Origin of the sequence: Desulfotomaculum copahuensis (assembly GCF_001655685.1) — a bacterium.
Classification (GTDB): domain Bacteria; phylum Bacillota; class Desulfotomaculia; order Desulfotomaculales; family Desulfovirgulaceae; genus Desulfotomaculum_G; species Desulfotomaculum_G copahuensis.
Window position 1 is genome coordinate 1 of the sequence record NZ_LYVF01000106.1, and the last position, 24882, is coordinate 24882.

Consider the following 24882-nt stretch of genomic DNA (forward strand, 5'->3'; position numbering starts at 1 on the left):
AATCAGAAATCCACCTTGAATATCACTGTGCAATCCCGCACCATTCTCACCGGGCTTGATTTGATGAACGCCAGTGTGGAACGGCGGGTCTCCCTGAAACATTTAAAAGCCCTGATCTTTTCCGAGGCGTTGGCCCGGCAGGGGCTGGGGTACTATCTGGGGCCGCTTTTACGCTACCCCGAGTTCCGCCGGAACACCTTTATGGCTGTCAGCCGGGACAAACCGGAGAAATTGATCGAGCACATCCGGCCGATCATGGAGGCCAATCCGGCCAAGTACATCGAACTGCTGGTTACTTCCCAGAGCTATATCGGTTTTTCCCCTTTTGCCCAGGTGCACCATTTTTACAATGACATGAAATCAGCCTCCATTCAACCGTCGGCCGTGCTACTGGGTATTGCCGGCAGTCAGCCCGTGCACCATAACAGCGGGGCCGGCGGGGTTAACGAGGGGGATTACCTGGCCGGCCAGTTGCCCCGCAAGGGCGGCGGGGACATTGAGATGATCGGCGCGGCGGTATTCCGGGGGGATCGCCTGGCCGGCGAACTGAACGGGGAGGAGACGGTGCTGTTGAATATGCTCAAGGGACAGTTCAAGGAAAGCCTGTTTGCCTTTCCCGATCCGGAGAAGCCCGAACGGTTTATTACCATGCGGGTGCTTGCCCAGTCCAAGCCGCAGGTCCGGGTGGGCTGGAACAAGGGGCAGGCGCCGGAGATTCAGGTGCAGGTGCCCCTGGAGGCGGAAATCACCTCCATCCAGAGCGGGATCAACTACGAGCGGCCGGAGCGCCTGCCCCGCCTGGAAGCAGCCTTCAACCGGATGGTCGAAGAGAAGACGGCCGAACTAATCCGCAAAAGCCAGGAAGACTTTCAGGCGGATATTTTTGGTTTCGGTTTTCAGGCCCGCCACCTGGCGGCCACCTGGCCGCAGTGGCGACAGATGGACTGGCTGGCGGCTTATCCGGATGCCGCGGTCAGTATAACCTTCAACACCCATATCCGGCGCATCGGTTTGCTCCGGGAAACCAGTCCGGTGGTAAAGGAGTGAAATAAATGGTCACCGTGCTTTTATTCCTGGTTCTCCTGGCCGTTGTCCTGCACCTGGCTTCCTACGGCCGCTGGGCCTGGCGGAACAACTTGCGCCCGGGTGCGGCGGGCATTTTCTTCATCGCCCTGGTTACCCTGATCCTGCCGGTGGGTGTATGGTTCTACCACCGGTTCATCCGGTAAACGGAAATAAATAAACGGGGTGATCAACATGCGGCCGGTTTGGAAAGGGGCCGTCAGTTTCGGCCTGGTTTACGTGCCGGTAAAGATGTTTACAGCCACGGAAAAAAAGGATGTCAAGTTCAATTACCTACATGTCAAATGCAATACGCCCATTCAGTACCGGCGTTACTGTTCCGCTTGTGATCAGGACGTGCCAATGGAAGAAATCGTGCGCGGCTATCAGTATGAGAAAGGGCGTTATGTGGTTTTACGGGAGGGGGATTTGGAAGTGCTTCCCCCGGGCGGGCCGCACAATGTGGAGATCCTGGATTTTGTGGATCTGGCCCGAATCGATCCGGTTTACTATGACAAGGCCTATTATCTGGCCCCGGCTGCCGGTGGGGAAAAGGTCTACGCGCTGCTCAAAAGGGCGATGCAGGAAACCGGCAAGGCGGCCGTGGCCCGGGTGGCCATCCGCAGCAAGGTCAGCCTGGCGGTGCTCCGGGCGGCTGGTGAGACGCTGTCCATGAGCACCATGTTTTACCCCGACGAGGTGCGGGACGCCGGCGCGATCGAGGAGGTGCATTACCAGGTTGAACTGTCTGAAAACGAAATCAAGATGGCCGTCAGCCTGATCGAGAGACTGTCCGCGCCATTTGAACCGCAAAAATACACCGACACCCGCCGGCAGGCGTTGATGGATCTGATTCAGGCCCGGGTGGCCGGTGAAGCAATGGTGGCGCCGGCTGCGCCGGAAGCGGCCAAAGTGGTGGATCTGATGGAGGCATTGAAGGCCAGCATCGATCTGGCGCAGTCAAAGCGGGATGCGGCCGGTGCGCAAGCCGGTGAAAAGGGCGGCCGCCCCGCACGGCGTAAAAAAAGCGGAAACGAAGCGACGGTCACGGGCAACCCCGGAAGGCGGCGCAAAAGCTCTTGAAGAAGTAAATGGAGGGCCATATGATCACGGCCGGTTCCCTCCCCCTGTTTAAACCGATGCTGGCGGTTTCCGCCGCACCATTTGATCACCCGGAATATCTTTACGAGGTTAAATGGGACGGCTACCGCGCCCTGGCCTATCTGGACGGGGACACCCGGCTGTATTCCCGCAACCGGCGGGAGTTGACCGCGGCCTTTCCGGAATTGACCGGACTGCACCGCTTTGTGGACGGACAGGCGGCGATCCTGGACGGAGAGATTATTGTTCCCGTGGACGGGCTGCCTTCATTCAATGCCCTGCAGAGCCGCGGCCGGTTGACGGATCCGTTGAAAATCCGGCGACTGGCCCGGGAATCACCGGCCTTGTACGTAGTTTTCGACTTGCTCTACATGCACGGCCGTTCCGTAATGGATGAACCCTTGATCCGGCGCCGGGAGTTGCTGGCGGCAATTCTTATTCCCGGCGCGCCGGCGGTGGTTTCGGACTTTGTCACCGGCGACGGGTGCGCCTTTATGGCCGCCTGTGTGTCCCGCGGTCTGGAGGGGGTGGTGGCCAAGGCGCTTTACGGCCCCTACCGGCCCGGAATGCGTTCGCGGTACTGGTGTAAATTCCGTCACACCAGGGAAGCCGATCTGATCATCTGCGGCTATCAGCCGGGCCGTGGGGGTAGGCAACTGGGAGCGCTGGTGCTGGGCGGATGCCGGGAGGGGCGGCTGGTTTACGCGGGCAAGGTGGGGACCGGTTTTGACCGGGCCGAAGAGGGGCGCTTGCTGGCTGTGTTGAACCCTCTGGCGGTGCCGCGGCCCCTCCTGTCACTGCCGGCACGGGAATCCCGCCGCACCCGCTGGGTGAAACCGGTCCTGGTCTGCGTCGTGGAATATCTCGCTCTGACGGCGGAAGGGTTGCTGCGCCATCCCGTTTATCGCGGCCTGCGCTGTGACAAGGATTGGCCGGAATGCACCCCGCCGGCATAAAACAGATTATAAACCGTGTTTATCCAAAGGCATCCGGACGTTTTGCGCCGGATGCCTTTAAAATTCCGTCCCTGTAACCAATTTGGCACACTCTTAATATTATATGGAAAAACGATCACTAACTGAAAGATTGGTGGGACACCAATGGACGGATTGCGCACCATGGCGCTTAATCACCGCTGGAGCTTGATGCAGTTGCCCAATGTGATTGGCGTCGGGATCGGGTACAAGGAAGTGGGGGGCAAGAAAACAAATCAACTTTCACTGCACGTTTTGGTCAAACACAAGACTACACTCCGTTTTCTGGCTGCTGCGCAACGTGTGCCGGACAAAGTCGGGGAGTATCAAACCGATGTGATTGAAGTCGGCAGCGTGCGCCTGCAAGCCAGCCGGGTGGGCAAGATGCGGCCGGCCGTACCGGGGGTGAGCATCGGCCACTTTAATGTGACAGCCGGCACTTTTGGCGCGCTGGTGTACGATCAAAGAACCGGCCGGCCGATGATCCTGTCCAACAACCACATTCTGGCCAACCAGACCGACGGCATGGACGGACGGTGCAAGATTGGCGACGATATCCTGCAGCCGGGCGCACACGACAAAGGGCGGGCGCCGGGGGACGTGATCGCCCGGTTGGCCCGCTTTGTCCCGGTTTACAGTTCCGGCAGCGCCAACCAGTGTCCGGTGGCCGCGGCCGCCGAAGTGATGTTGAACAATTTTCTGTCCGCTTACCGGCCCAATTATTACGTTAAATTATACAACCGGCGACGGACCACCAACCTGGTGGACTGCGCCCTGGCCGAACCGGTGGACGAAAAACAAGTGGCGCCGGAAATAATGGGCATCGGCCGGGTGACCGGCGTGGCCGAACCGCGTCTGGGCGCCCGGGTGCGCAAAAGCGGGCGCACCTCGGGCATCACCACCGGGACGGTCAAATCGCTGCATACCACCATGCGCGTGGATTTGGACAACGACTCCTGGGCCATGTTCGAAGATCAGATTCTGGCCACGGGCATGAGTGAACCGGGTGACAGCGGTTCCCTGGTAGTGGACGAACAAAACCGGGCGGTGGGATTGCTCTTTGCCGGTTCCGACCAGGCCACCCTGTTCAACAATATCAATAATGTTACCAAAGCGCTGAATGTCAGGTTTGACAGTGAATAAAAATCCGTGGCAAAAGTAACCACCGGCGGCGGCCGGGAATATTTTATTAAAGGCGGGAAACCAGAGAGCAATGGAAGGGGGGTAATAAAATGGAAAAACAAGGATACGGATGGGATGGAGGGTTCTTCTTCTTTTTCATCATCATCATCCTCTTCTTCTTCATGATGCCGTGGGGCTTTAACGCCGCCAAGTAGCGCCATCCGGGAAGAGTGTCACTGCCCGCACAGCGGGCACAAATTACAGCCGGGACCGCAGCAGGTTGCTGCGATCCCGGCTATTTTTTCACCCCGGCGGGTGTATAATAGCAGCAGGAGGTGCCGCGCATGGCGGAGAAACAGGTTTTGCTGGGCGGCCGGCGGGTAACACTGACCAACCTGGACAAGTTGCTCTGGCCGGAAGGAGTGACCAAGGCGCATCTGATCAAATATTATACCGACATTGCCCCCGTACTGCTGCCCTACATACACAACCGACCACTGGTGATGAAGCGCTATCCCGACGGCATCACCGGCGAGGCCTTTTACCAGAAGGAAAGCCCCGCCTACGCCCCGGACTGGATTGAGACCTTCCCGGTCCGGCATACGGAGCGGGTGATCCATTACGTCGTTTGCAACGATCTGGCCACCCTGGTCTGGTTGGCCAACCAGACCTGCATCGAGGTGCATGCCTGGCTGTCCACCCGGGAAAATATCGACTGCCCGGATATTGCCGTCATGGATCTGGATCCGGCCGAGGGGGTCACTTTTGCCGGTGTGATGCGGGTGGCCCTGCTTGTGCGCCGGGCGCTGGCCGAATTCGGCCTGCAAGGCTTTGTCAAGACCTCCGGTTTACGGGGGCTGCATCTGTTTGTTCCGCTGCGGCCGGTTTATCCCTTCCGGCAGGTCACGGCGGCCATGCAGCACGTAGCGGAAATGGTGGCCGGCGCCTGTCCGGACAGCGCGACAGTGGAACGGACGGTGGAAAAGCGCCGCGGCCGGGTTTACCTGGATTATCTGCAAAACGGCCGGGGCAAGACAATGGCCTTTCAATACAGTATCCGCCCCCGGCCGGGAGTACCGGTTTCCACCCCCCTGCTCTGGTCCGAAGTGGAGCGGATGAGCGCCCAATCCGCCAACATCCATACTATTTTTGACCGGTTGAAGGAATACGGGGATCTGTTCAGGGAATTGCTGCTGCAAAGACAAAGCCTGGACCGGCTGTTAAGTGCCTTGCCGGAAAAACCGTCTCCCGTACGTGCGGCTGTAAGCCGGGTAAATTCCCCGGCAAAGAAAACCGGGCGGGAAAGAAAAAAGTTTTTGCAGCCAAAAGCAGGAAATCCACGCCCCCTCCCCGAATGAACTTTCATGGTTGAGGTGGGGGAAATGGACAGGCTCTACTGGTTCGGCTGGCAATGGTTGTTGCCGGGCGCCGCCAAAAGGCTCTGGACACTGGCGGACCGGTTTGGTTCGTTGCGTGCGGCCTGGCTGGCGCCGGCGGAGGAACTGGTCAACCGGGGGGGCTTCAACCCGAAAACCGTGTACGAACTGGTGCAGCGCCGGTCTGCTTTTGACCCGCAGGCCGCCCTGGACGGGCTGGCCGGGCAGGGCATTGATTATATTTTTTTCGATGATCCGGCATACCCCGGCGCGCTGCGCCAGATCTTCGACCCGCCGCCGGGGCTGTTTGTGCGCGGCCGGTTGCCCGCCGCCACGCGTCCGGCGCTGGCCGTGGTCGGTTCGCGGCGGCCCACGCCCTACGGTCTGGCGGTGGCCGAAAGGCTGGCCAAAGAGGCGGCCGCCGCCGGAGTGGTGGTGGTCAGCGGCCTGGCCCGGGGCATTGACAGCGCGGCCCACCGGGGCGCGCTGTCGGCCGGCGGCCATACCGTGGCCGTACTGGGCTGCGGCGTGGATGTGGTTTATCCGCGGGAAAACCGGCGCCTGATGGAAGAAATTGCAGCCGGTGGGGCGGTGGTGAGCGAATTCCCGCCCGGCTCGCCGCCCGAGGCCTGGCATTTTCCCGTGCGCAACCGCATCATCAGCGGCCTGTCCCGGGCCACACTGGTGGTTGAGGCGGCGGAAAAAAGCGGTGCGCTGATCACCGCTGACATGGCGCTGGAGCAGGGCCGGGACGTGCTGGCCGTGCCGGGCGGTATTGCCAGCCCGTTGAGCCGGGGGCCCAACCGTTTGATCAAGCAGGGGGCCAGGCTGGTGGAAGGGGTGGCGGACATCCTGGAGGAACTGGGGGTGACCGCCCTGTTCAAGCTTCCGTCCGGGGTGGAAAGCAGCCCGCCCCGGCTGACCGGGGACGAGAGTGCCGTTTACCGGCGGTTGTCTTACGAACCGGCGACAGTGGACAAACTGGTCGAGGAATCGGCGCTGCCCGCACAGCAGGTGCTGGCCGCCCTGATGTTTCTGGAGGTCAAACGTCTGGTCCGCCAACTGCCAGGCGGGTGCTACGTCTTGCGGGAATCCGGCCCTGGGTTCTAAACCACCGGCCGGTTCATACATTTTAAAAATCGGCTTATAATACTCGTGAAAATTGGTTAAACCCTACAGACAAGGGGTGACCGCTGTTGTCAAACACACTGGTGATCGTGGAATCACCGGCCAAGGCCAAAAGCATCGGCAAGTTCCTGGGTAAAAAATATACTGTCAAGGCCTCCATGGGGCATGTGCGGGATCTGCCGCGCAGCCAGTTCGGGGTGGATGTGGAAAGCAACTTTCAACCCAAATACATTACCATCCGGGGCAAGGGCGAAATCATCAAAGAATTGAAATCGGCCGTCAAGAAAGCGGACCGCGTGCTGCTGGCCTCCGACCCCGACCGGGAAGGGGAGGCCATCGCCTGGCATTTGCAAAATGTGTTGAATATAAGCGAAAATGAGCCCTGCCGGATTGAGTTCAACGAGATTACCAAAAATGCCATCCAGAGCGCCGTTCAGTCGCCCCGGGCTATTGACCGCAACCGGGTGAGTGCCCAGCAGGCCCGGCGCATTTTGGACCGCCTGGTGGGCTACAATTTGAGCCCGCTGCTCTGGCGCAAGGTGAAAAAAGGACTGTCCGCCGGGCGGGTGCAGTCGGTGGCGGTGCGCCTGATCTGCGACCGGGAGGAGGAAATCAATGCCTTTGTCCCGGAAGAATACTGGACGCTGGCCGGCGTTTTCGCCCGTCGGCAGGACGGGCAATGCTTCGAAGCCAAACTGCACAAGATCGGCGGGCAGAAGGCGGAGATCCCCGACCAGGAGCGCATGGAGGAGATCTTGCGGGATTTGCGTGACGTTTCCTACCGGGTGGTCAAAATCACCCGCCGGGAGAAGTCCCGCCAGCCGGCGCCCCCTTTCATCACCAGCAGCCTGCAGCAGGAGGCCTACCGCAAGTTGAATTTCACCGCCCGCAAGACCATGCTGGTGGCCCAGCAGTTGTACGAAGGCCTGGATCTGGGCAAGCAGGGACATACCGGCCTGGTCACCTACATCCGCACCGATTCCACCCGGGTGTCCGCCCAGGCGGTCGAGACAGTGCGCTCTTTTATCGGCGGACGTTTCGGACCCTCCTATGTGCCGGAGAAACCCCGCCAGACAGCGGCCCGGGGCCGGGCGCAGGACGCGCACGAGGCCATCCGCCCGACCGATGTAAACCGTGAGCCGGAGACGGTGAAGCAGTTTCTCTCCGCCGACCAGTACAAGCTCTACCGGTTGATCTGGTCCCGGTTTGTGGCCAGTCAAATGAGTGCGGCCGTTTTCGACACCACCAGTGTGGACATCAGCGGCGGGCGCTATATTTTCCGGGCCACCGGTTCGGTGCTCAAGTTTCCCGGTTATCTGCGGGTTTACGAAGAATCCCGGGATGATGCGGAGCAGGAAGGGGAAAACATTCCGCCCGGCCTGGCCGAAGGGGAAGAGCTGACCGTGCGCTCCCTGACTCCCGGGCAGCATTTCACTCAGCCGCCGCCCCGTTACACCGATGCCACCCTGGTCAAGGCGCTGGAGGAAAAGGGCATCGGCCGGCCGAGCACCTATGCCCCGATTGTCGAAACCATTCTCAAACGGGGTTATGTGGCGCGGGAGAAAAAGCAGCTCGTGCCCACCGAACTGGGCATGGTTGTGGTGGATTTATTGAAGAAGTATTTTCCCGATATCATTGACGTGGAATTTACGGCCGGGATGGAGTCCGGCCTGGACCGGGTGGAGGAGGGTGAACTGGACTGGGTCCAGTTGCTGGAGCTTTTTTACCCGCCTTTTAAAGCGACTCTGGAGCGGGCGGAGGAGGAAATCGGCCAGATGAATGTGGCCGATGAGGTAACCGATGAAGTTTGCGAGTACTGCGGCCGCAACATGGTGATCAAGATGGGCCGTTACGGCAAGTTCCTGGCCTGCCCGGGCTTCCCCGAGTGCCGCAATACCCGCCCGCTGCTCGAACCGACGGGGGTGTCCTGTCCGCGCTGCACCGGTGAACTGGTTTTGCGGCGGAGCAAGAAGGGACGCAAGTTTTACGGGTGCAGCCGCTACCCGGACTGCGACTTTGTGGTTTGGGACGAACCGCTCAAGGAAAAATGCCCTCATTGCGGTGGACTGATGGTACAAAAGGCCGGCCGCGGCCAGAAGGCCGCCCCCCGGTGTATCAATCCCGAATGTGCCGGTAGCGGCAGGGAAATAAGCATTCCGGGCAACGGGGCGGCGCCGGCGGCCGGCGGCAAAAAGCAAGGGGCGGGTGAAGCAAAAAAGAGAAAACCGGTCCGGGGGAAGGCGGTACCCAAAACCGGCGCCGGCAAGAAAACCGCGGCGGCCGGGAACAGCCGCGGCGCCGGGAAGAAAACCGCGGCGGCCGGGAACAGCCGCGGCGCCGGCAAAAAAACCGCGGCGGCTGAAAACAGCCGGGCCGCAGCCCTGGGAACCGGTGCCGGCACCGTGTAGGCGGTGGAAAAGAGCCCGGGTGTGAAAGTTTTGGAGTAAAGAAAGGGACGTCAAGTGGCAGTGACCATTGTCGGAGCCGGCCTGGCCGGGGCGGAAGCCGCCTGGCAGCTGGCCCGCCGCGGCGTGCCGGTCAGGCTGTATGAAATGCGCCCGGTCAAATCGACTCCGGCGCATCATACGGGGGATTTTGCCGAGCTGGTTTGCAGCAACTCCCTGCGTGCCGCCGCGCTGGAAAACGCCGTCGGGTTGTTGAAAGAGGAGATGCGCCGGCTCGGTTCTTTGATCATGGCCTGTGCCGACGCGCACCGGGTGCCGGCCGGCGGGGCGCTGGCGGTGGACCGGGAGGGATTCGCCGCCGCAGTGACCGGTGCTTTGACGGCACATGAGCAGGTAACGGTCATCCGGCAGGAAGTAACCGTTATCCCGGATGATCCGGTGGTTATCCTGGCCACCGGCCCGCTCACCTCTCCGGCGCTGGCCGAAAGCCTGCGCCGTTTGACCGGCCGGGATTGTTTTTATTTTTATGATGCGGTGGCGCCCATTGTCACCCTGGAATCCATCGACACGACCAAAGTCTTCCGCTCTTCCCGCTATGACAAGGGGGAGGGGGAATATATCAACTGCCCGCTGAACCGGGAGGAATACGGGCGCTTTCAAGCCGCTCTGGCGGCGGCGGAGCGTGCCCCGCGCAAGGAGTTAGAGAGGGAGGTCAATTTCGAGGGCTGCATGCCCATCGAAGTGCTGGCCCGGCGGGGCGGGGACACCATGCGCTACGGACCGCTGAAGCCGGTGGGACTGACCGATCCGCGCACCGGCCGCCGGCCGTATGCGGTGGTGCAACTGCGCCAGGATAACGCCGCCGGCACATTGTACAATCTGGTCGGTTTTCAAACCCACCTCAAGTGGGACGAGCAGAAACGGGTTTTCCGGATGATTCCCGGTCTGGAGGCGGCCGAGTTCGTCCGCTTCGGTGTCATGCACCGCAACACCTACGTTAATTCACCGGTGCTTCTGGCGCCCACCATGGCCTGCAAACAAAGGCCGGGGCTGTTCCTGGCCGGGCAGATCACCGGGGTGGAGGGTTATGTGGAATCGGCGGCGGCCGGCCTGATGGCCGGCGTTAATGCGGCCCGCCTGTACCGGGGAAAGGAGCCGCTGGTCTTCCCCCGGGAAACGGCCCACGGTTCCCTGGCCTATTATATCACCAGCGCGGATCCGTCCCGCTTTCAGCCCATGAATGTGACTTTCGGGCTGTTTCCGCCACTGCCGGAAGCGGTGCGGGAGCGGAAACGGCGCAACCGCCTGTTGGCGGAAAGGGCGCTGCAGGCGCTGACGGACTGGATGCGGAAGCAGGAATTGACCGTACCGGCCGGCCCGGTACTGGTATAAAAATGCGGCACCCGTTGGCCGGCCACGGTTGTAGCAAGGACTGCCCGTTCTTGGAACAAGCCGGTTCCGGCGGACGGAAAGCCGGTTTGCCGCCGGATGGTAAAAGTTTGCCGGGGGGAGCTGTTAGTCAGCGGAATACCCGGGGAAGCGGAAACTGTAAATTTTCGTTTTCCGGCAAACTTCGAAAGGGAACAGTCCCCTTCCGGGTGATGTTTCCAGGCGGGGGTTTTCCGGAGGTGTTTGATAAACGATGTATTCTTATATCGACAGTTTTATATATTACCTGCAACTGGAAAAAAACGCTTCACCGCACACTCTGGACAACTATCAGCGGGATCTCTTCCAGGGGCTGGATTTTTTTGCCCGTGTCCGGCACAAGGAAGACAGCCGGCTGGAGCCGGCTGAAATCGACCACCTGCTCATGCGTTCCTACCTGGGCGAGTTACAGTCGCAGGGACTGTCCCGCCGTTCCATTGCCCGTAAACTGGCCGCCTGGCGGTCATTTTTCCGTTATTTGAGCCGGGAGGGGGTGGTTCCGGCCAGTCCCCTGACCCGCTTGTCTTCGCCGCGGCTGGAGAAAAAATTGCCCCGTTTTCTGTTTCCCGATCAATGCCGCGCGCTGGTGGAGGCGCCGGACACGGGTACGCCGCTGGGCAGTCGTGACCGGGCGCTGCTGGAAACCCTTTATGCCGGCGGGATGCGGGTAGGGGAACTGGTTTCCCTGGATCTGGACGACCTGGAGCTGACCCGGGGCCACCTGCGGGTGGCCGGCAAGGGGGCGCGGGAACGCCTGGCTCCGCTGGGTTCATTTGCCATTGCAGCGTTGCGGGATTACCTGCTCGGGGGCCGGCCCGCGCTGGCCGTCCCCGGGAGTGAGCGGGCGGTGTTTCTTAATTACCGGGGCGGCCGGTTGTCGGTCAGGGGCGTGCGCAAAATAATCAACAAGTATGTCAAGCAGTTGAGCCTGGAAGGCCGGGTCAGCCCGCACACCCTGCGTCATTCCTTTGCCACCCACCTGCTCGACAACGGCGCTGATTTGCGGGCGGTGCAGGAGTTGCTGGGTCATGTGCGCCTGTCCACCACCCAGATTTATACCCACGTGACCCGGGAAAGGTTGAAAGAAGTTTACCGGCGCGCGCATCCCCGGGCGTAAAATTTTGCCCGGCAACAGGGAAAGCTATACTATAAGGCGTGCATTTCCCGCCCGGTTTCCACCGTATTTTTGTCCCGGTCCGGATCCTAAAGAGCATATAACAAGTTTTAATTTTTTGGAGGGGAAGATAAACATGTTTTCTGCCACGACCATAGTGGCCGTGCAAAAGGACGGCCGGGTCGCCCTGGCCGGGGACGGCCAGGTTACCTTCGGACAGAATACCATCTTAAAGCATCATGCCCGGAAAATCCGCCGCCTGCACAACGAAAAAGTGCTGGCCGGTTTTGCCGGTTCGGTGGCCGACGCCTTTACGCTGTTTGAAAAGTTTGAAGGGCAGCTGGAAACATACCATGGCAATTTACAGCGGGCGGCTGTGGAACTGGCCAAGGAATGGCGGATGGATAAAATGCTGCGCCGCCTGGAGGCGCTGCTTATTGTGGCCGACCGGCAGCACATGCTCATGCTTTCCGGCAGCGGGGAAGTGATTGAACCGGACGACGGGGTGGCCGCCATCGGCTCCGGCGGTCCTTATGCCCTGGCCGCCGCGCGGGCGCTGGTCAAACACACCGCGCTCACCGCGGCGGAAGTGGTCCGGGAGGCGCTGTCCATTGCCGCCGGCATTTGCGTTTATACCAACGAAAACATCACCGTGGAAGAATTGAGCTAGCAGCATATATTTGTTAGAGTAGAAATGTTTTCATCAACCCCGGCAAATAATATGGGGAGGTAATCAATATGGAAAACCTGACGCCAAAGCAAATTGTGGCGGAACTGGACAAATACATTATCGGCCAGCAGCAGGCCAAGCGGGCGGTGGCTGTGGCCCTGCGCAACCGTTACCGGCGCAGCCTTTTATCCCGGGATCTGCAGGAAGAAGTGGTGCCCAAAAACATCCTCATGATCGGTCCCACCGGCGTGGGCAAGACGGAAATTGCCCGCCGTTTGGCCAGGTTGGTGAAGGCGCCTTTTATCAAGGTGGAGGCGACCAAATTTACCGAAGTGGGTTATGTAGGCCGGGACGTGGAGAGCATGGTGCGCGATCTGGTGGAGACAGCCATCCGCATGGTGCGTCAGGAAAAGATGGAACAGGTGCGGGAACGGGCGCAGAAAATGGCCGGTGAGCGCATTGTGGAGTTGCTGGTGCCACTGCCCAGCCAGGAATCACCGGTGAAAAATCCGCTGGAGATGCTGTTTGGCGGTGCAAAGCAGACCGAACAGGTGGATCAGGTGCACGAGCAGCGCATCAAACGGGTGCAGTTCGAGCGTGAGGCGTTGCGGGAGAAACTGGCCCGGGGGGAACTGGAAAACGAATATCTGGATATTGAAGTGGAAGACAATGCGCCGCCCATGCTGGAGGTGTTTACCGGCTCCGGAGTGGAGGAAATGGGCATCAATATCCAGGATGTGCTGGGCGGCATCTTTCCGAAAAAGAAGCGCAAGCGCAAGGTGACTGTAGCGGAGGCCAGAAAAATCCTCACTCAGCAGGAGGCACAGAAGCTGATCGATATGGACGAGGTCAATGCTGATGCCGTAAGACGGGCGGAGGAGCAGGGGATCATCTTCCTGGACGAAATCGATAAAATCGCCGGGCGGGAGGGCGGTTACGGACCCGATGTTTCCCGGGGCGGCGTACAGCGGGATATCCTGCCCATTGTGGAAGGCTCGACGGTGGTGACCAAATATGGTCCGGTGAAGACGGATCATATCCTGTTCATTGCGGCCGGCGCTTTTCATGTCAGCAAACCGTCGGATTTAATTCCCGAACTGCAGGGCCGCTTCCCGATCCGGGTGGAGTTGAAGAGTCTGGGCGAAGACGAATTTCTGCAAATCCTGACCGAGCCGCAAAACTCCCTGATCAAACAATACACGGCGTTACTTGGGACAGAGGGTATTAACATAAAATTTTCACAAGATTCCCTTGTCGAAATTGCAAAAATCGCTTATACTGTTAATGAGCAGACTGAAAACATAGGTGCCCGGCGTTTGCATACTATTATGGAAAAGTTGCTGGAAGAAATGTCTTTTGACGCCCCGGAGCTGAAAGGACGGAGTTTCTGTATCGATCAGGATTATGTCCGGCAAAAACTAGGTGAAATAGTAAAGAACGAGGATCTGAGTCGCTACATTCTTTAAGGAAGGAGTGTCGGCATGCGGACATTGCTGGAAAAGACACGTTCCATCAACAAGCTTTTACAGAAATCGGCCGGTTATCCGGTGGACTTCAAGGAAATAGCCGCCATCTTGAGCGAAAACATCGAATGCAGCGTCTATATCATCGACCGGCGGGGGAAAGCACTGGGCCATTCCTACTTGAAGGGGTTTACCTGTGAAACCATGCGGGAGTATGTGGAATCTCCCGAGGGCTTTCCCCAGGACTATAATGAAAACCTGCTGCAAATCAACGAGACGCATGCGAATTTTTGCCAGACAGGTAATGCCTGTGTTTTCAGCACGGGTGAAAAGCGCTGCAAGTTTCACAACAAGGTGACCACCGTGGTACCGATTGCCGGCGCCGGTGCCCGCCTGGGCACACTGGTGCTGGCCAAGTTCGACAATTATTTCACCGACGAAGACTTAATCCTGGCTGAATACGGGGCAACAGTGGTGGGTATGGAGATCCTGCGCGCGCGTTCCGACCGGATGGAGGAAGAGGCGCGCAAGCGGGCGGCCGTGCAAATCGCCCTGGGAACGCTGTCCTACTCCGAATTGGACGCGGTGCAGCACATTTTTGAACAGCTGGAAGGCGACGAGGGCCTGCTGGTGGCCAGCAAGATTGCCGACCGGGTGGGCATCACCAGATCGGTGATCGTCAACGCTTTGCGCAAGTTCGAAAGCGCCGGCGTGATCGAATCCAAATCGCTGGGCATGAAGGGAACCTATATCAGAGTGCTCAACGACCGGTTGCTCGAGGAACTGGAGCGAATCCGGCAGCATTAAAAAAAGCCACAGTCTTAACGGGCTGTGGTTTTTCTTTTGGGGGTTACCTCCGTTCTCACAGCCACGTCTTCAAACGTTCCCGGTTGACAATGATGTCCTGCCGGTTGACAGTCACCGCACCGTCCCGGCGGAATTCGCCCAGGATACGGTTGACGGTCTCCCGGGAGGTGCCGATCAAGCTGGCCAGTTCCTGGTTGGTCAGGGGCAGGGCGATGCGCAGGCCCTTTGTCACCGGCGTACCGTGTTCGTGCGCCAGTTCCAGCAGCACGCTGGCCAGGCGCCGCGTGGTGTCCTTGAGCGCCAGATCCATGATTTGGCGCTGTGATACGCGCAGGCGGCGGGCCATTACTTTCAACAGGGCCAGAGCGATGGAGGGGTTTTTCAACAGCAATTCATCCATATCGGCATTGCGGATCAGTCCGATGCGGGCTTCCTCCACCACTTCCGCGCAGGCCGGGTAATTGCCGCCGTCGAAAAGCACCACCTCGGCAAAAACTTCACCGGGGTTGATGTAGTGCAGTATGTGTTCGCGCCCTTCCTCGTCCTGTTTGAAAATTTTAACCCGCCCGGATTTGAGCAGGTACAACGCTTCCCCCGGTTCCCCCTCCATGAAAATGATCCGCCCGCGGGCGTACTTCCGTTCCAGCATCAGTCCGGCTATTTCCGCCAGTTGTTCACCGGACAGGCCGTTAAAGAGGTACAGGTTTTTCAACCGGGCAATTTCTTCACACACGACTTATCACCCTTCCGGCCGTTCCGGCAGCAGCGGCCTGGAATTAATTATAACCCCTTCAAACCATCCTGCAAAGCCAGATGACAAAGAATGAACATGGCGTGCGACCAAGCCAGGGGGAGTACCCAGGCCGGGCCGCCCCTTTTTTTGTCCACCTGTTCGGGCAGCAGTCCGGTGGGGGAGGCGTTGGCCAGCGCCCAGCGGTAAAGCGACCGGGCCTCTTCACGCCGGCCTTGACGGGCGCTGACAATGGCCAGCCAGAGGGTGGTCACAATCCAGGGGTTGCCTCCGGCGTAGGCGTCATCCTCGTAGCGCAAAATCCCCCCGGACGGGCTTTGGCCCAGGGTGCGGCGCATACTTTCCAGGCAGTTTCCGGACCGCGTGCCGGTTGGATCCAGCAGGCCGAAAGGGAACAGCAGGCCCAGCAGGGCGGCGTCGATGCGTGTATCCCGGCCGATCCAAAAGAGGTCGTACAGCCCGGAGGGGTCTTTCCCGGTCCAGACCGTCTCCCCCCGGGTTCGCGCACGCTCGTAGTCGTCGCGGGAGACCTGTTTGGCCACCGCGCGCAGGAAACACCGCCGTTCCCCGTTCCAAAGGCGGTTTTGCACGGCTGTTTTGATCTGTTCCGCCGCCTGTTTCCAGCGGCCGGACAGTGTGTCTTCACCCTTCAGCCGGGCCAGACGGACGGCCGCCGTCAGGCCGGCGTATACAGCCGCGGCGGCGTAAGTGCTCTGGCAGAATTCGTCTTCCCAGATATCCATGGAGGCTTCCGGCAGGCCGTTGGACGGTGAAATGCATCCGGTCAGATAATCCGCCGCCCGGCTGGCGGCGGGCCAGATTTGTTCCATAAAGCGTTCATCCCCGGCAAGCCGGTAATAGTGGCCGTATCCCCAGAGCACCGTGCCCACCTGGTCGATTTGCTGTCCCCAGGTGGGCGCCCAGCGGCCGCTGGTAAAATAACGCTGTTGCCAGCTTCCGTCTTTTTCCTGGATGCGGGCGGTGAAGAGGTAGAAGTTTGCCGCTTCCTTCAGGTAACCGGCCTCCGCCAGGGCCACGGCGGCATAGGTGCCGTCCCGCGGCCAGCAGTAGCCGTAGCCGCCACAGCTGGTGTAATAAGGGTCGAATTCCGGGGCGGCGATAATGCCGCCGGTGTCGCGGTTGGTGAGCAGTTTTAGTGTGATCAGGGAGCGCCGGTAGGCCAGGTTTTCTTCGTCCGGCTGATTGTTTGCCGCGGCGGGGGGCAGCCAACCGTGCCAGTAGGCGGTTGTTTGCCTGAGCCATTCCGCACCGGCGGAGCTTTTTATCCTGTCCAGCAGGGAAAATAGTTCTTCTTCACTGTGCGCGGCGGCCAGGTAAAGGGTTATTTCCATGCTTTTTCCCGGTGCCGGCGGAGCCATTTCCCAGGCCACCGCGCCGGCGCTGTTTCTGATGTTGGACGAGCCGCCCGGAAAGTTTCCCTGGTTGGCGGCGTTGAGCGGGTCGCCGTAAGTGTTCCGCCGGCCGCAGTGATAACCGAGCAGGCGGTGGCCGGGAGCGGCCAGGGCCCAAAATACATTGCGCCGGAACTGCACCAGTGCGGACCGGGAAAAAGCCACATACATGCCGTCGTAAAGCGGTGATTCGTCAATTAAAAAAGAACAGTAGTTAACCAATACCGGCTTTAATTCGACCTCTTTGCCCCCGATGATCCGGTAATGACGCACCAGCACATCATCGTCCGGCAGGACGAAATCGGTTTGTTCCACGGATAAACCGGTTTCCGGACGGGAGAGCCGGGTAACCAGGATGCTGGTGTCCTCCCGGTAAGATTGCTGTTTTTGCCAGTGCCCCAGGTGCAGCCAGATGGTTTCACCCTGCCCGGGACGCAGGCCAGTATAGAAACTGCCCAGGTGTTGCCCGGCGTCGATTTGCGGCCAGAACAAGCGGATCAGCTGGCCGTTTTCCTTAATCCCGGCCAGCATGCGGCCGTTGCCGGTAATTCCGCCGGGCATCTCCGGAGTAATCATCTCGGTCATGGGACAACCTCCTCGGGTCCGGTTATTAACAACATATGTAAGAGCCGGTTTGTTGTTGCAGAGTGATTACTAGTATAGTCTAATCAAAGCACCGCCGCAAGGCAAGAAAAAATGCGCCGCGGGCGGGGTGCGGCGCGTCCGTTTTCATTTTCAGTGCAGCCAGCGGTTGACTGCGCGTTTGCGGGGGGTATAGTGTGTATGCAGGATCTCGCGTGCCTTTTCGCTTAAAGGGTTGCCGAGATATTCGCTGTAGATTTGCTTGACGGCAGGGTTTTCGTGCGCCCGGCGTATATCTTTGTTCAAATCGATTTTATAAAGGGTTTTGGCCCGCTGCATGCGCCGGTCCACCATTTCCTTTTCGCGGCGGCCGAGACGGCCCATGACCGGCTGTCCGCCGCCGCCGATGCAGCCGCCCGGACAGGCCATGATTTCGATAAAGTGAAATTTCTCCCCGGATTTGATGCGCTCCAGCAGCCGGCGGGCGTTGCGCGTGCCGCTGGCCACGGCCAGGCGCAACTCCCGGCCGGCCAGCTTGACCCGGGCCTCCTTGATCCCCTTCAAACCGCGGAATTCTTTGAACTCCAGCTTTACCGGCGCCTTTGTATCGCCGGCCAGGGCGGCGGCCGTGCGTACGGCTGCTTCCATCACTCCGCCGGTGGCGGCGAAGATGGCGGCGGCGCCGGTGGCCGTGCCCAGGGGCTGGTCGAAGTCCTCCTCCGGCAGTTGATCGAAGCGGATTCCGGCCTGGCGGAGCATGCGGGCCAGTTCCCGGGTGGTCAGCACGTAGTCCACGTCCCGCCTGCCCCGGGTGGCCAGTTCCGGCCGGGCGGCCTCGAACTTTTTGGCCGTGCAGGGCATTACTCCGACCACCACCATTTTTCCCGGATCCAGGCCTTCCTTTTCGGCGTAGTAGGTTTTGGCCAGTGCACCGAACATTTCCATCGGCGATTTACAGGTACTCAGGTTGTCCACAAACTCCGGGTAAAAATGTTCACAGTATTTCACCCAGCCCGGACTGCAGGAGGAAATCAGGGGCAGCCTGCCGCGGCCCTGCAGCCGGGCCAGCAGTTCGTTGGCTTCTTCCACCACGGTCAGATCGGCGGCCAGTTCGGTGGTGAACACCCGGTCGAAGCCGAGACGGCGTAAAGCCGCGGCCAGCTTTCCCCGCACCGGGGCGCCCGGGTCCAGGCCGAAGGCTTCGCCCAGGGTTACCTGGATGGCCGGGGCGGTTTGCACAATGACAAATTTGTCCGGATCTTCGATCGCCCGCCAGACTTCATCGATATATTCCCTTTCCCGCAGGGCGCCGGTGGGACAGGCCAGTACGCACTGCCCGCAGCTGATACAGTCCACTTCGGACAGGTCTTTCATGAAAGCAGGTGCGATCACGGTGTCAAATCCCCGGTTGCGGGCGGCATAAACGTCCACCCCCTGTACATTCCGGCATACGGCTTCGCAACGCCGGCATTTGACGCATTTGTTGTAATCCCGTACAATGAAGGGGTTTTTATCATAGACCGGATAGTGCCGTTTCTCGCCGGTTACCCGCAGCTTGCGGATGCCCATTTCATCGGCCAGCGTTTGCAACTCGCAGTTCAGGTTGCGCACGCAGTTGGTGCAGTCCACTTCGTGTTCCGAAAGCAGCAGTTCCACTACTCTTTTGCGGGCACGCCGCGCCCGGGGCGAGTCCGGATAAACCTTTATCCCCGCGCTGACCGGATATACACAGGAGGCCTGCAGGCTGCGCCGGCCGCCGGTCTCCACTTCCACCAGGCAGACCCGGCAGATGCCGGCCTCATGAACTCCGGGCAGATAGCACAGGCTGGGCACATCATAGCCTTGGGCGCGGCAGGCTTCCAGCAGGTTGCTTCCCCGGGGCGCCTCCACTTCCCGGCCGTTGATCCGGAAGCGTACATTTTCCGGTTGCGGTGCTGCTACGGGGGTGTCCGGTCCGGAAAACGTCCCCTGCCCGTGATTTCCCTCCACCGGCGCCGTTGCGGGCGGCACGGCCGCTTCCGTTTGTATGCCGGCCGGATTTGTTTCCACGGCGGATCATCTCCTCTTGTTCAGCTAAAACATATTTTTTACCGCGGCGGCGTTTTCATGCGTCCGTGTATACTGCGGCGGCGGAAGGTGCAAGCTAACGGCGAGGGGAGGTGGACTGCTTGTATCTGAAAAAAAATGTCGGTCCGGCCGACCGGGTGGCGCGTATTATCGGCGGGGCGGCAGCGGCGGCGGTGGCACGGCAGCCCTTGTTCAAGGTGCTGGGAGCCTTTTGGGTGCTGGAGGGGATCACCGGTTACTGTCTGTGGTATGATGTGATGAATATAAACACTTTGCCGGAAGGAAAAAAGCGGGAGGAGGAGAATGAGGAACTGAAGGACTTTCCCATGCCCGAGGATGTGTTGCGCTTCAGGAGCAGGGCCATGCAGTAGCAGGCCGGTAAAAACAAAAGATCCCCGCAGGGATCTACAGGTTAAGGAACTGATTCCGGTCCGCTTCCGTGGGCACGGCCCGGCCGTTCTCGATGTAGCTGGCCTGACCGCAGGCGGGGCAGCGGAAGGAGCCGAAATTCTTAATCACCCGGGTAACCGTGCCGCAGTGCGGACAGCGGAAATCAACCACCTCATAAAGGCCGCCCAGCAGCAGTGCAAAAGCCGCAATGCCGGCCGCCGTTCCGGTAATTACGGGCGGTATGTGGGCCAGCATGCCTACTCCGGAAACAATAAAAACAACAGCCGCAAAAATGATCAGCCGGATCAGAATGAGCATCAATTCCAAGCCGGGAGTTTTAATTTCGCCCGGATGATACATAGCTACCCCCCCTGGTTTTTTCTGATTGATTATAATATTTCTTTTCCGCCGGACAGATTCCTGCCGCCACCGGCCGGCGGGGTAAAAATTTTTTGTCTTTTTTTGCTGCACTTCCGGGCGAAGCAAATGGCAGGGATTTTCCTCCCGGCGCCGAAGATCAATTTTGAAATGCATTTTTCAGTGGCCGGGCCGGCGGCTCTGCCGGCGGGAAGTGACTGCCGGCTTGTATGACCGGTTTTGGTAAACAGCAAACGTGAGGTGATATTGATGACAGAGGTTGTCGAATTGGTGGCCGGACTGATGGCCCTGTCCGCCCGCACCGCGCCCAAGGGGCTGGGACAGGACTTTGTCGGTACAAAGGTGCTGACCGGTGAAGAATTAAACCGTCTGGCCGACGGGATGGAGCGTTACGGCCGGGAAACGAAGAAAATAAACTTTGACCGGGATGCGGAGAATGTGCGCCGTTCCGGTGCGGTGCTGCTGCTCTCCCTGACTGAAAACAAGCCGCTGGGGCTGAATTGCGGCGCCTGCGGGCACAGCCGTTGCGCTGATTTGACCAGCGCCGAAGGACCGGAGTTTCCCGGGCCGCTGTGCGCCTGGCGGCTTCTGGATGTGGGCATCGCGCTGGGTTCGGCGGTCAAAACGGCCAGCCTGTTCAATGTGGACAACAGGATTATGTACCGGGTGGGGGTGGTGGCCAGGCGCATGGGCCTGATGCCCGGTGCCGTCGTGGTGGGCATCCCCCTTTCGGCCAGCGGCAAAAATATTTACTTCGACCGGCCGGAAAAAACGGCCGCTGTCAAATCATGACCAGAAAATCACGCAAACTGGAACATCTGCATTATTCCCTGCAAATCTGCGACCGCGCTGCAACCGCCGGTTGGGAGGACATTGCACTGATTCACCAGGCGCTGCCGGAAATATCGCTGGCCGAAGTTAAAACGGACTGTGCGTTTCTGGGCAAACCTCTGCGGGCGCCCTTGATGCTCAATGCGATGACCGGCGGCCATCCGGACACTGCGGAAATCAACCGCCGGTTGGCCCGGGCCGCGCGGCGCGCCGGCATCGCCATGGCCGTCGGCTCCCAGCGCGCCGCTCTGGACGAGCCGGCGCTGGCCTACACTTATACCGCGGCCCGGGAGGAAAATCCGGACGGAGTTTTGCTGGCCAATCTAAGCGCCGCCTGCACACCGGCGGAAGCGGCGGCGGCGGTGGAAATGATTCATGCGGATGGTCTGCAGCTGTATCTGAATGTGCCCCAGGAACTGGCCATGGGCGGAGGGGAAACCGATTTCCGGGGTGTGCTGGCCAATATCGCCACCCTGGTTCAATGCCTGTCCGTACCGGTGATCGTCAAAGAGGTCGGCTTCGGCCTGTCCCGGGAGGCGGTAACGGCGCTTTACCGGGCGGGTGTGCGTTACATCGACGTGTCCGGTGCCGGGGGGACCAATTTTTTCGCCATCGAGAGCGCCCGGCGGGGGCGGCGGCGGCCGGAAATGGAAGGCTGGGGCATTCCGGCGGCGGTCAGCCTGCTGGAAGCGCTGCAGTTGCAACGGCCGCTGTTTCTGATCGCCTCGGGCGGTCTGCACTCGGCGCTTGACGTGGCCAAAGGCCTGGCCGCCGGGGCCGGTCTGGCCGCTTTGGCGCGTCCCGCCCTGCAGCGGCTGGTGCAGGGTTCGCCCGGGGAACTGGACCGCTGGCTGGAGCAGATGATTGGTGATCTGCGTGCCGTCATGTTGATGGCGGGCGCCGCCGACTTACGCGCCCTGGTCCGCAAACCGCTGGTGATCACCGGCCGCACCGCGGAATGGTTGCGGTGCCGGGGCGTTGATGTGGATGTCTACGCCCGCCGGCCGGGATAAAAGAAAGAAAATTCCGGCGCCGCGGCAGGAAAAAGAAAACCGGCGGAGAATATAAATAATTATAAACTGTAATATGTTTAATCCGGCAGGTGCCCCGCCGGTTTTGACCGGGGGGAGAATAGGGAACCGGGTGTAATTCCCGGGCGGTCCCGCCACTGTAAAGGGAAGCATATCCACATGATGTCACTGGCCGCTGGCCGGGAAGGCGTGGATCTGCGATGAACCCGAGCCAGGAGACCTGCCTGCCGGCAATTTCCCTGGGATGATGGTAAAGTCCATGGCTTTTTGGCTGTGGACTTTTTTATTTTATCAAGTGCAAAGGAGTGTTGATCATGCTACTGGAAAGAACCACTGCTCAAATCGGCGCGCTTTACGCGGAGCCGATGGCCGAAGCCCAACAACGGCTTGATTCTTTGATTAAACCGCCGGGCAGCCTGGGGCAACTGGAGGAAATCGCCGTGCGCCTGGCCGGCATCACCGGCAACCCGCGGCCGCGGTTGGGGGAAAAGGCAATCATCATTTGTGCCGGTGACCACGGGGTGGTGGCTGAAGGAGTCAGTGTAGCACCGCAGGAGATTACCTGCCAGCAGATCCCCGCTTTTTTACAGGGGGTGGCCGGGATTGGTGTTTTGGGCCGGCTGGCCGGCGCCCGTCTGGTGGTGGTGGATGTGGGCGTGGCCGTGCCGGTGGACCATCCGGGCGTGCTGAACCGCAAAGTGCGCGCCGGCACAAGTAATATCGCCGTTGGTCCGGCCATGAGCCGGGAGGAGGCCGTGCGCTCGCTGGAAGTGGGGATTGAAACGGCCCGGGCGGAAATTGAGCGCGGGGTCACCCTGCTCGGGCTGGGGGACATGGGTATCGGCAACACCACACCGAGCAGCGCCATACTGGCTGCTTTGGGCGGGTATACCCCGGAGGAGGCGACCGGCCGCGGCACGCTGGTCAACGACCAGGTGTTGCAGCGCAAGGTGGAAGTGGTTAAGCAGGCGCTGGCCGTCAACCGGCCCGATCCGTCCGATGCGCTGGACGTGCTGGCCAAGGTGGGCGGTCTGGAAATCGGCGCCCTGGCCGGGGTGATTCTGGGCGCGGCGGCCGGCCGGGTACCCGTGCTCATCGACGGCTTTATCACCACTGCGGCGGCCATGCTAGCCGTCTCCTTGCAGCCGCGATGCAGGGAATTCATGCTGGCCTCCCATCTTTCCGGGGAGCGTGGTCACCGGACAATGTTGGAGCACCTGGGCCTGGCACCGATGATCAACCTGGACATGCGCCTGGGCGAGGGCACCGGCGCCGCCCTGGCCATGCACCTGGTGGAGGCGGCCGTCCGGGTGCTCAATGAAATGGCCAGTTTCAGTGAAATGGGCCTGAGCGAATTGGACGAATCAATGATCTTGAAATAGCGTTTGTACGGCGGACATTTTTTCGCCCGGCCCGGCCGCTTTTTAAAACCACCTGTCGCAAAAGTGAAAGGAGCAGGTTTTCAGGCCCGCTCCTTTTATTCAACTAACGAAGCTTTTCAAACCGGTCTTTCAGCTTTTTGCTCACCTGGGGCATGGTGGTGTATTCCATTTCGTCCAGGTGCAGGCGGTGCGGTTCGAAAGGACCGAGGGTGCGCAGATAGTTGGCCAGTTCGTTGGCCTTTTGCCGGGCCGGGTCGAAGGCCGGATCGGCAAAAAAGTCGCGCGGACCGATTAGTTTTCCTTCGGCCAGCTGGAAGCCCAGGGCGACCACCCGGGGCGGACCGTCGAAGCGGGAAGGGGTGGCCTGTTCCATGCTCACCGGCATCAGCGGGCCGCTGTGGGAACCGCGCATCCAGCCGCTGACCAGGTGCGGCTGGGCGAAAGGCTCCAACGCTTCGCCCACCGCCGGCATGCCGCTCTGGCAACGTACAATGCACACCGGGTCGTCCTTGCCCACGTAGCGGCCGGCCATCAGGTTCAGACGCTGGGTGCTGGAAGCGGCGGCGATGTCACCCGATTGCCGGTGGAAAATGCGTTTGATGCAGTAGCGGCCGGGGGCGCCGATGAATACCAGCATGTCGTAGATTTCTTCCGGGCAGGCGAAAGTGATCCGCTTGTTTTCAATCAGGTCGCGTACTTCAAACAGGAAACCGTCGTGCATATTGGGATCGATGACCAGACCGGCGGTGTTGAACGGATCGGCGAACATTTTATAAAGGGGCAGGTTCCAGGCCCCCGGTTCGGTTTTATCGGCCATGAACACGATAATTGGTTCGCTTTTGCGCTCTTCAAACTCCATTTCCGCCACGCCCGGGCCCATGCCCTTGACATTGCCGGAAAAGGCGTCCGCCAGCAAATCCTGTCCGGCTCCGTAAAGCTTGAGTTTCCTGGCAATTTCCGTACAGGCGATAAAAATGTCCCATGCCAGCTGGTGAACTTCCCCGTTGTTGCGGCCCTGCTCATGGGTCATGATCAGATCGATGTCGTCCCCGACATACCCCACGTAAGAATCTATCAACAGGGAGCTACCTGAAAGCATGCCCCGGGCTTTTTCCAGCAAGGCGGGATGGACGCTGGAATGCCCCACAAAGCCGCCCACGTCCGCTTTGATGACCGAAACGGTGATCTTCTTACCCATTAAAATCCTCCCCATGCAAATAAATTATATATTTATATTCGGTCACAATTACTGTTTTTCCTGCTTGAAGGGTAAAAAAACAAACAAACTTTTTGATTGTAGCGACACTATTCAGCCTGACTGGCACAAATGTGTCATACAAATCAAAGCCCTGGTGAATTATATGCCGGCCCGTCACGCCGGCAAATGAAGCACTGCACATGCTTACCG

Annotated in this window: 22 protein-coding genes and 1 riboswitch; of the genes, 17 read left to right on the forward strand and 5 right to left on the reverse strand. The window is 59.9% G+C overall.

Features of this window, described 5'->3' with window-relative positions; all coding sequences use genetic code 11:
* The 13 genes from A6M21_RS07170 to codY all read left to right on the forward strand — a co-directional run.
* A partial coding sequence (locus A6M21_RS07170) for a Ger(x)C family spore germination protein (RefSeq protein ID WP_066667429.1) occupies positions 1 to 1047 on the forward strand: 1047 nt, incomplete at its 5' end.
* Between the two features lie 5 nt (positions 1048 to 1052).
* Positions 1053 to 1229 carry a hypothetical protein gene (locus A6M21_RS18720; protein WP_161486026.1) on the forward strand — a complete coding sequence of 59 codons (177 nt, stop codon included), beginning with the start codon at positions 1053 to 1055 and terminating at the stop codon, positions 1227 to 1229.
* Positions 1230 to 1257: 28 nt separating this feature from the next.
* Entirely contained in the window at positions 1258 to 2145 is an 888-nt protein-coding gene (gene ku / locus A6M21_RS07175) for a non-homologous end joining protein Ku (protein WP_066667430.1), read from the forward strand.
* 20 nt (positions 2146 to 2165) lie between these two features.
* Positions 2166 to 3119, forward strand: coding sequence for a non-homologous end-joining DNA ligase (ligD, locus tag A6M21_RS07180; RefSeq protein WP_066667431.1), 954 nt, complete (start codon positions 2166 to 2168; stop codon positions 3117 to 3119).
* A 144-nt stretch (positions 3120 to 3263) separates the two neighbouring features.
* Positions 3264 to 4280 (forward strand): chymotrypsin family serine protease, encoded by a 1017-nt coding sequence (locus A6M21_RS07185; RefSeq protein ID WP_066667432.1) that lies wholly within the window; start codon positions 3264 to 3266, stop codon positions 4278 to 4280.
* 323 nt (positions 4281 to 4603) lie between these two features.
* Positions 4604 to 5617: a non-homologous end-joining DNA ligase gene (gene ligD / locus A6M21_RS07190; protein ID WP_066667433.1), complete on the forward strand. Its 1014-nt coding sequence runs from the start codon at positions 4604 to 4606 to the stop codon at positions 5615 to 5617.
* A gap of 24 nt (positions 5618 to 5641) precedes the next feature.
* On the forward strand, positions 5642 to 6745 hold the full coding sequence (dprA, locus tag A6M21_RS07195; protein ID WP_066667484.1) for a DNA-processing protein DprA: 1104 nt from the start codon (positions 5642 to 5644) through the stop codon (positions 6743 to 6745).
* 86 nt (positions 6746 to 6831) lie between these two features.
* Complete coding sequence (gene topA, locus A6M21_RS07200) at positions 6832 to 9171, forward strand: type I DNA topoisomerase (protein WP_078060470.1); 2340 nt, start codon at positions 6832 to 6834, stop codon at positions 9169 to 9171.
* 54 nt (positions 9172 to 9225) lie between these two features.
* Positions 9226 to 10560 (forward strand): methylenetetrahydrofolate--tRNA-(uracil(54)-C(5))-methyltransferase (FADH(2)-oxidizing) TrmFO, encoded by a 1335-nt coding sequence (trmFO, locus tag A6M21_RS07205; RefSeq protein WP_066667434.1) that lies wholly within the window; start codon positions 9226 to 9228, stop codon positions 10558 to 10560.
* A gap of 250 nt (positions 10561 to 10810) precedes the next feature.
* Positions 10811 to 11713: a tyrosine recombinase XerC gene (gene xerC / locus A6M21_RS07210; RefSeq protein ID WP_066667435.1), complete on the forward strand. Its 903-nt coding sequence runs from the start codon at positions 10811 to 10813 to the stop codon at positions 11711 to 11713.
* A 133-nt stretch (positions 11714 to 11846) separates the two neighbouring features.
* Entirely contained in the window at positions 11847 to 12380 is a 534-nt protein-coding gene (hslV, locus tag A6M21_RS07215) for an ATP-dependent protease subunit HslV (protein WP_066667436.1), read from the forward strand.
* Between the two features lie 68 nt (positions 12381 to 12448).
* A complete protein-coding gene (gene hslU, locus A6M21_RS07220) occupies positions 12449 to 13846 on the forward strand; it encodes an ATP-dependent protease ATPase subunit HslU (RefSeq protein ID WP_066667437.1) in 1398 nt (465 codons plus the stop codon).
* 15 nt (positions 13847 to 13861) lie between these two features.
* Positions 13862 to 14650: a GTP-sensing pleiotropic transcriptional regulator CodY gene (gene codY, locus A6M21_RS07225; RefSeq protein WP_066667438.1), complete on the forward strand. Its 789-nt coding sequence runs from the start codon at positions 13862 to 13864 to the stop codon at positions 14648 to 14650.
* Between the two features lie 55 nt (positions 14651 to 14705).
* Here the strand turns inward: codY and A6M21_RS07230 are convergent, their stop codons facing one another.
* From A6M21_RS07230 to A6M21_RS07240, 3 genes are all read right to left on the reverse strand, one after another.
* Complete coding sequence (locus A6M21_RS07230) at positions 14706 to 15383, reverse strand: Crp/Fnr family transcriptional regulator (RefSeq protein ID WP_066667439.1); 678 nt, start codon at positions 15381 to 15383, stop codon at positions 14706 to 14708.
* Between the two features lie 47 nt (positions 15384 to 15430).
* Positions 15431 to 17398, reverse strand: coding sequence for a glycoside hydrolase family 15 protein (locus A6M21_RS07235; protein ID WP_066667440.1), 1968 nt, complete (start codon positions 17396 to 17398; stop codon positions 15431 to 15433).
* Between the two features lie 150 nt (positions 17399 to 17548).
* Positions 17549 to 19444, reverse strand: coding sequence for an NADH-dependent [FeFe] hydrogenase, group A6 (locus tag A6M21_RS07240; protein ID WP_282434534.1), 1896 nt, complete (start codon positions 19442 to 19444; stop codon positions 17549 to 17551).
* Positions 19445 to 19563: 119 nt separating this feature from the next.
* Here A6M21_RS07240 and A6M21_RS07245 point away from each other — a divergent pair, with 119 nt between their 5' ends.
* Positions 19564 to 19833, forward strand: coding sequence for a YgaP family membrane protein (locus A6M21_RS07245; RefSeq protein WP_066667441.1), 270 nt, complete (start codon positions 19564 to 19566; stop codon positions 19831 to 19833).
* A gap of 34 nt (positions 19834 to 19867) precedes the next feature.
* On the opposite strand, the gene A6M21_RS07250 is transcribed toward A6M21_RS07245, so the two are convergent.
* Positions 19868 to 20212 carry a hypothetical protein gene (locus A6M21_RS07250; RefSeq protein ID WP_066667442.1) on the reverse strand — a complete coding sequence of 115 codons (345 nt, stop codon included), beginning with the start codon at positions 20210 to 20212 and terminating at the stop codon, positions 19868 to 19870.
* Between the two features lie 267 nt (positions 20213 to 20479).
* Here A6M21_RS07250 and A6M21_RS07260 point away from each other — a divergent pair, with 267 nt between their 5' ends.
* The 3 genes from A6M21_RS07260 (at position 20480) to cobT (ending at position 23474) form a co-directional block, all read left to right on the forward strand.
* Positions 20480 to 21022 carry a ferredoxin domain-containing protein gene (locus A6M21_RS07260; RefSeq protein ID WP_066667486.1) on the forward strand — a complete coding sequence of 181 codons (543 nt, stop codon included), beginning with the start codon at positions 20480 to 20482 and terminating at the stop codon, positions 21020 to 21022.
* Positions 21019 to 22074 (forward strand): type 2 isopentenyl-diphosphate Delta-isomerase, encoded by a 1056-nt coding sequence (gene fni, locus A6M21_RS07265; protein ID WP_066667444.1) that lies wholly within the window; start codon positions 21019 to 21021, stop codon positions 22072 to 22074. Before A6M21_RS07260 ends, fni begins: the two co-directional genes overlap by 4 nt.
* 70 nt (positions 22075 to 22144) lie before the next feature.
* Positions 22145 to 22334: riboswitch (cobalamin riboswitch) on the forward strand.
* 72 nt (positions 22335 to 22406) lie between these two features.
* Positions 22407 to 23474, forward strand: a complete 1068-nt coding sequence (gene cobT, locus A6M21_RS07270) for a nicotinate-nucleotide--dimethylbenzimidazole phosphoribosyltransferase (RefSeq protein ID WP_066667445.1) — start codon at positions 22407 to 22409, stop codon at positions 23472 to 23474.
* A gap of 103 nt (positions 23475 to 23577) precedes the next feature.
* Here the strand turns inward: cobT and fbp are convergent, their stop codons facing one another.
* Positions 23578 to 24672, reverse strand: coding sequence for a fructose-1,6-bisphosphate aldolase/phosphatase (gene fbp / locus A6M21_RS07275; protein ID WP_066667446.1), 1095 nt, complete (start codon positions 24670 to 24672; stop codon positions 23578 to 23580).
* Positions 24673 to 24882 lie beyond the last annotated feature (210 nt).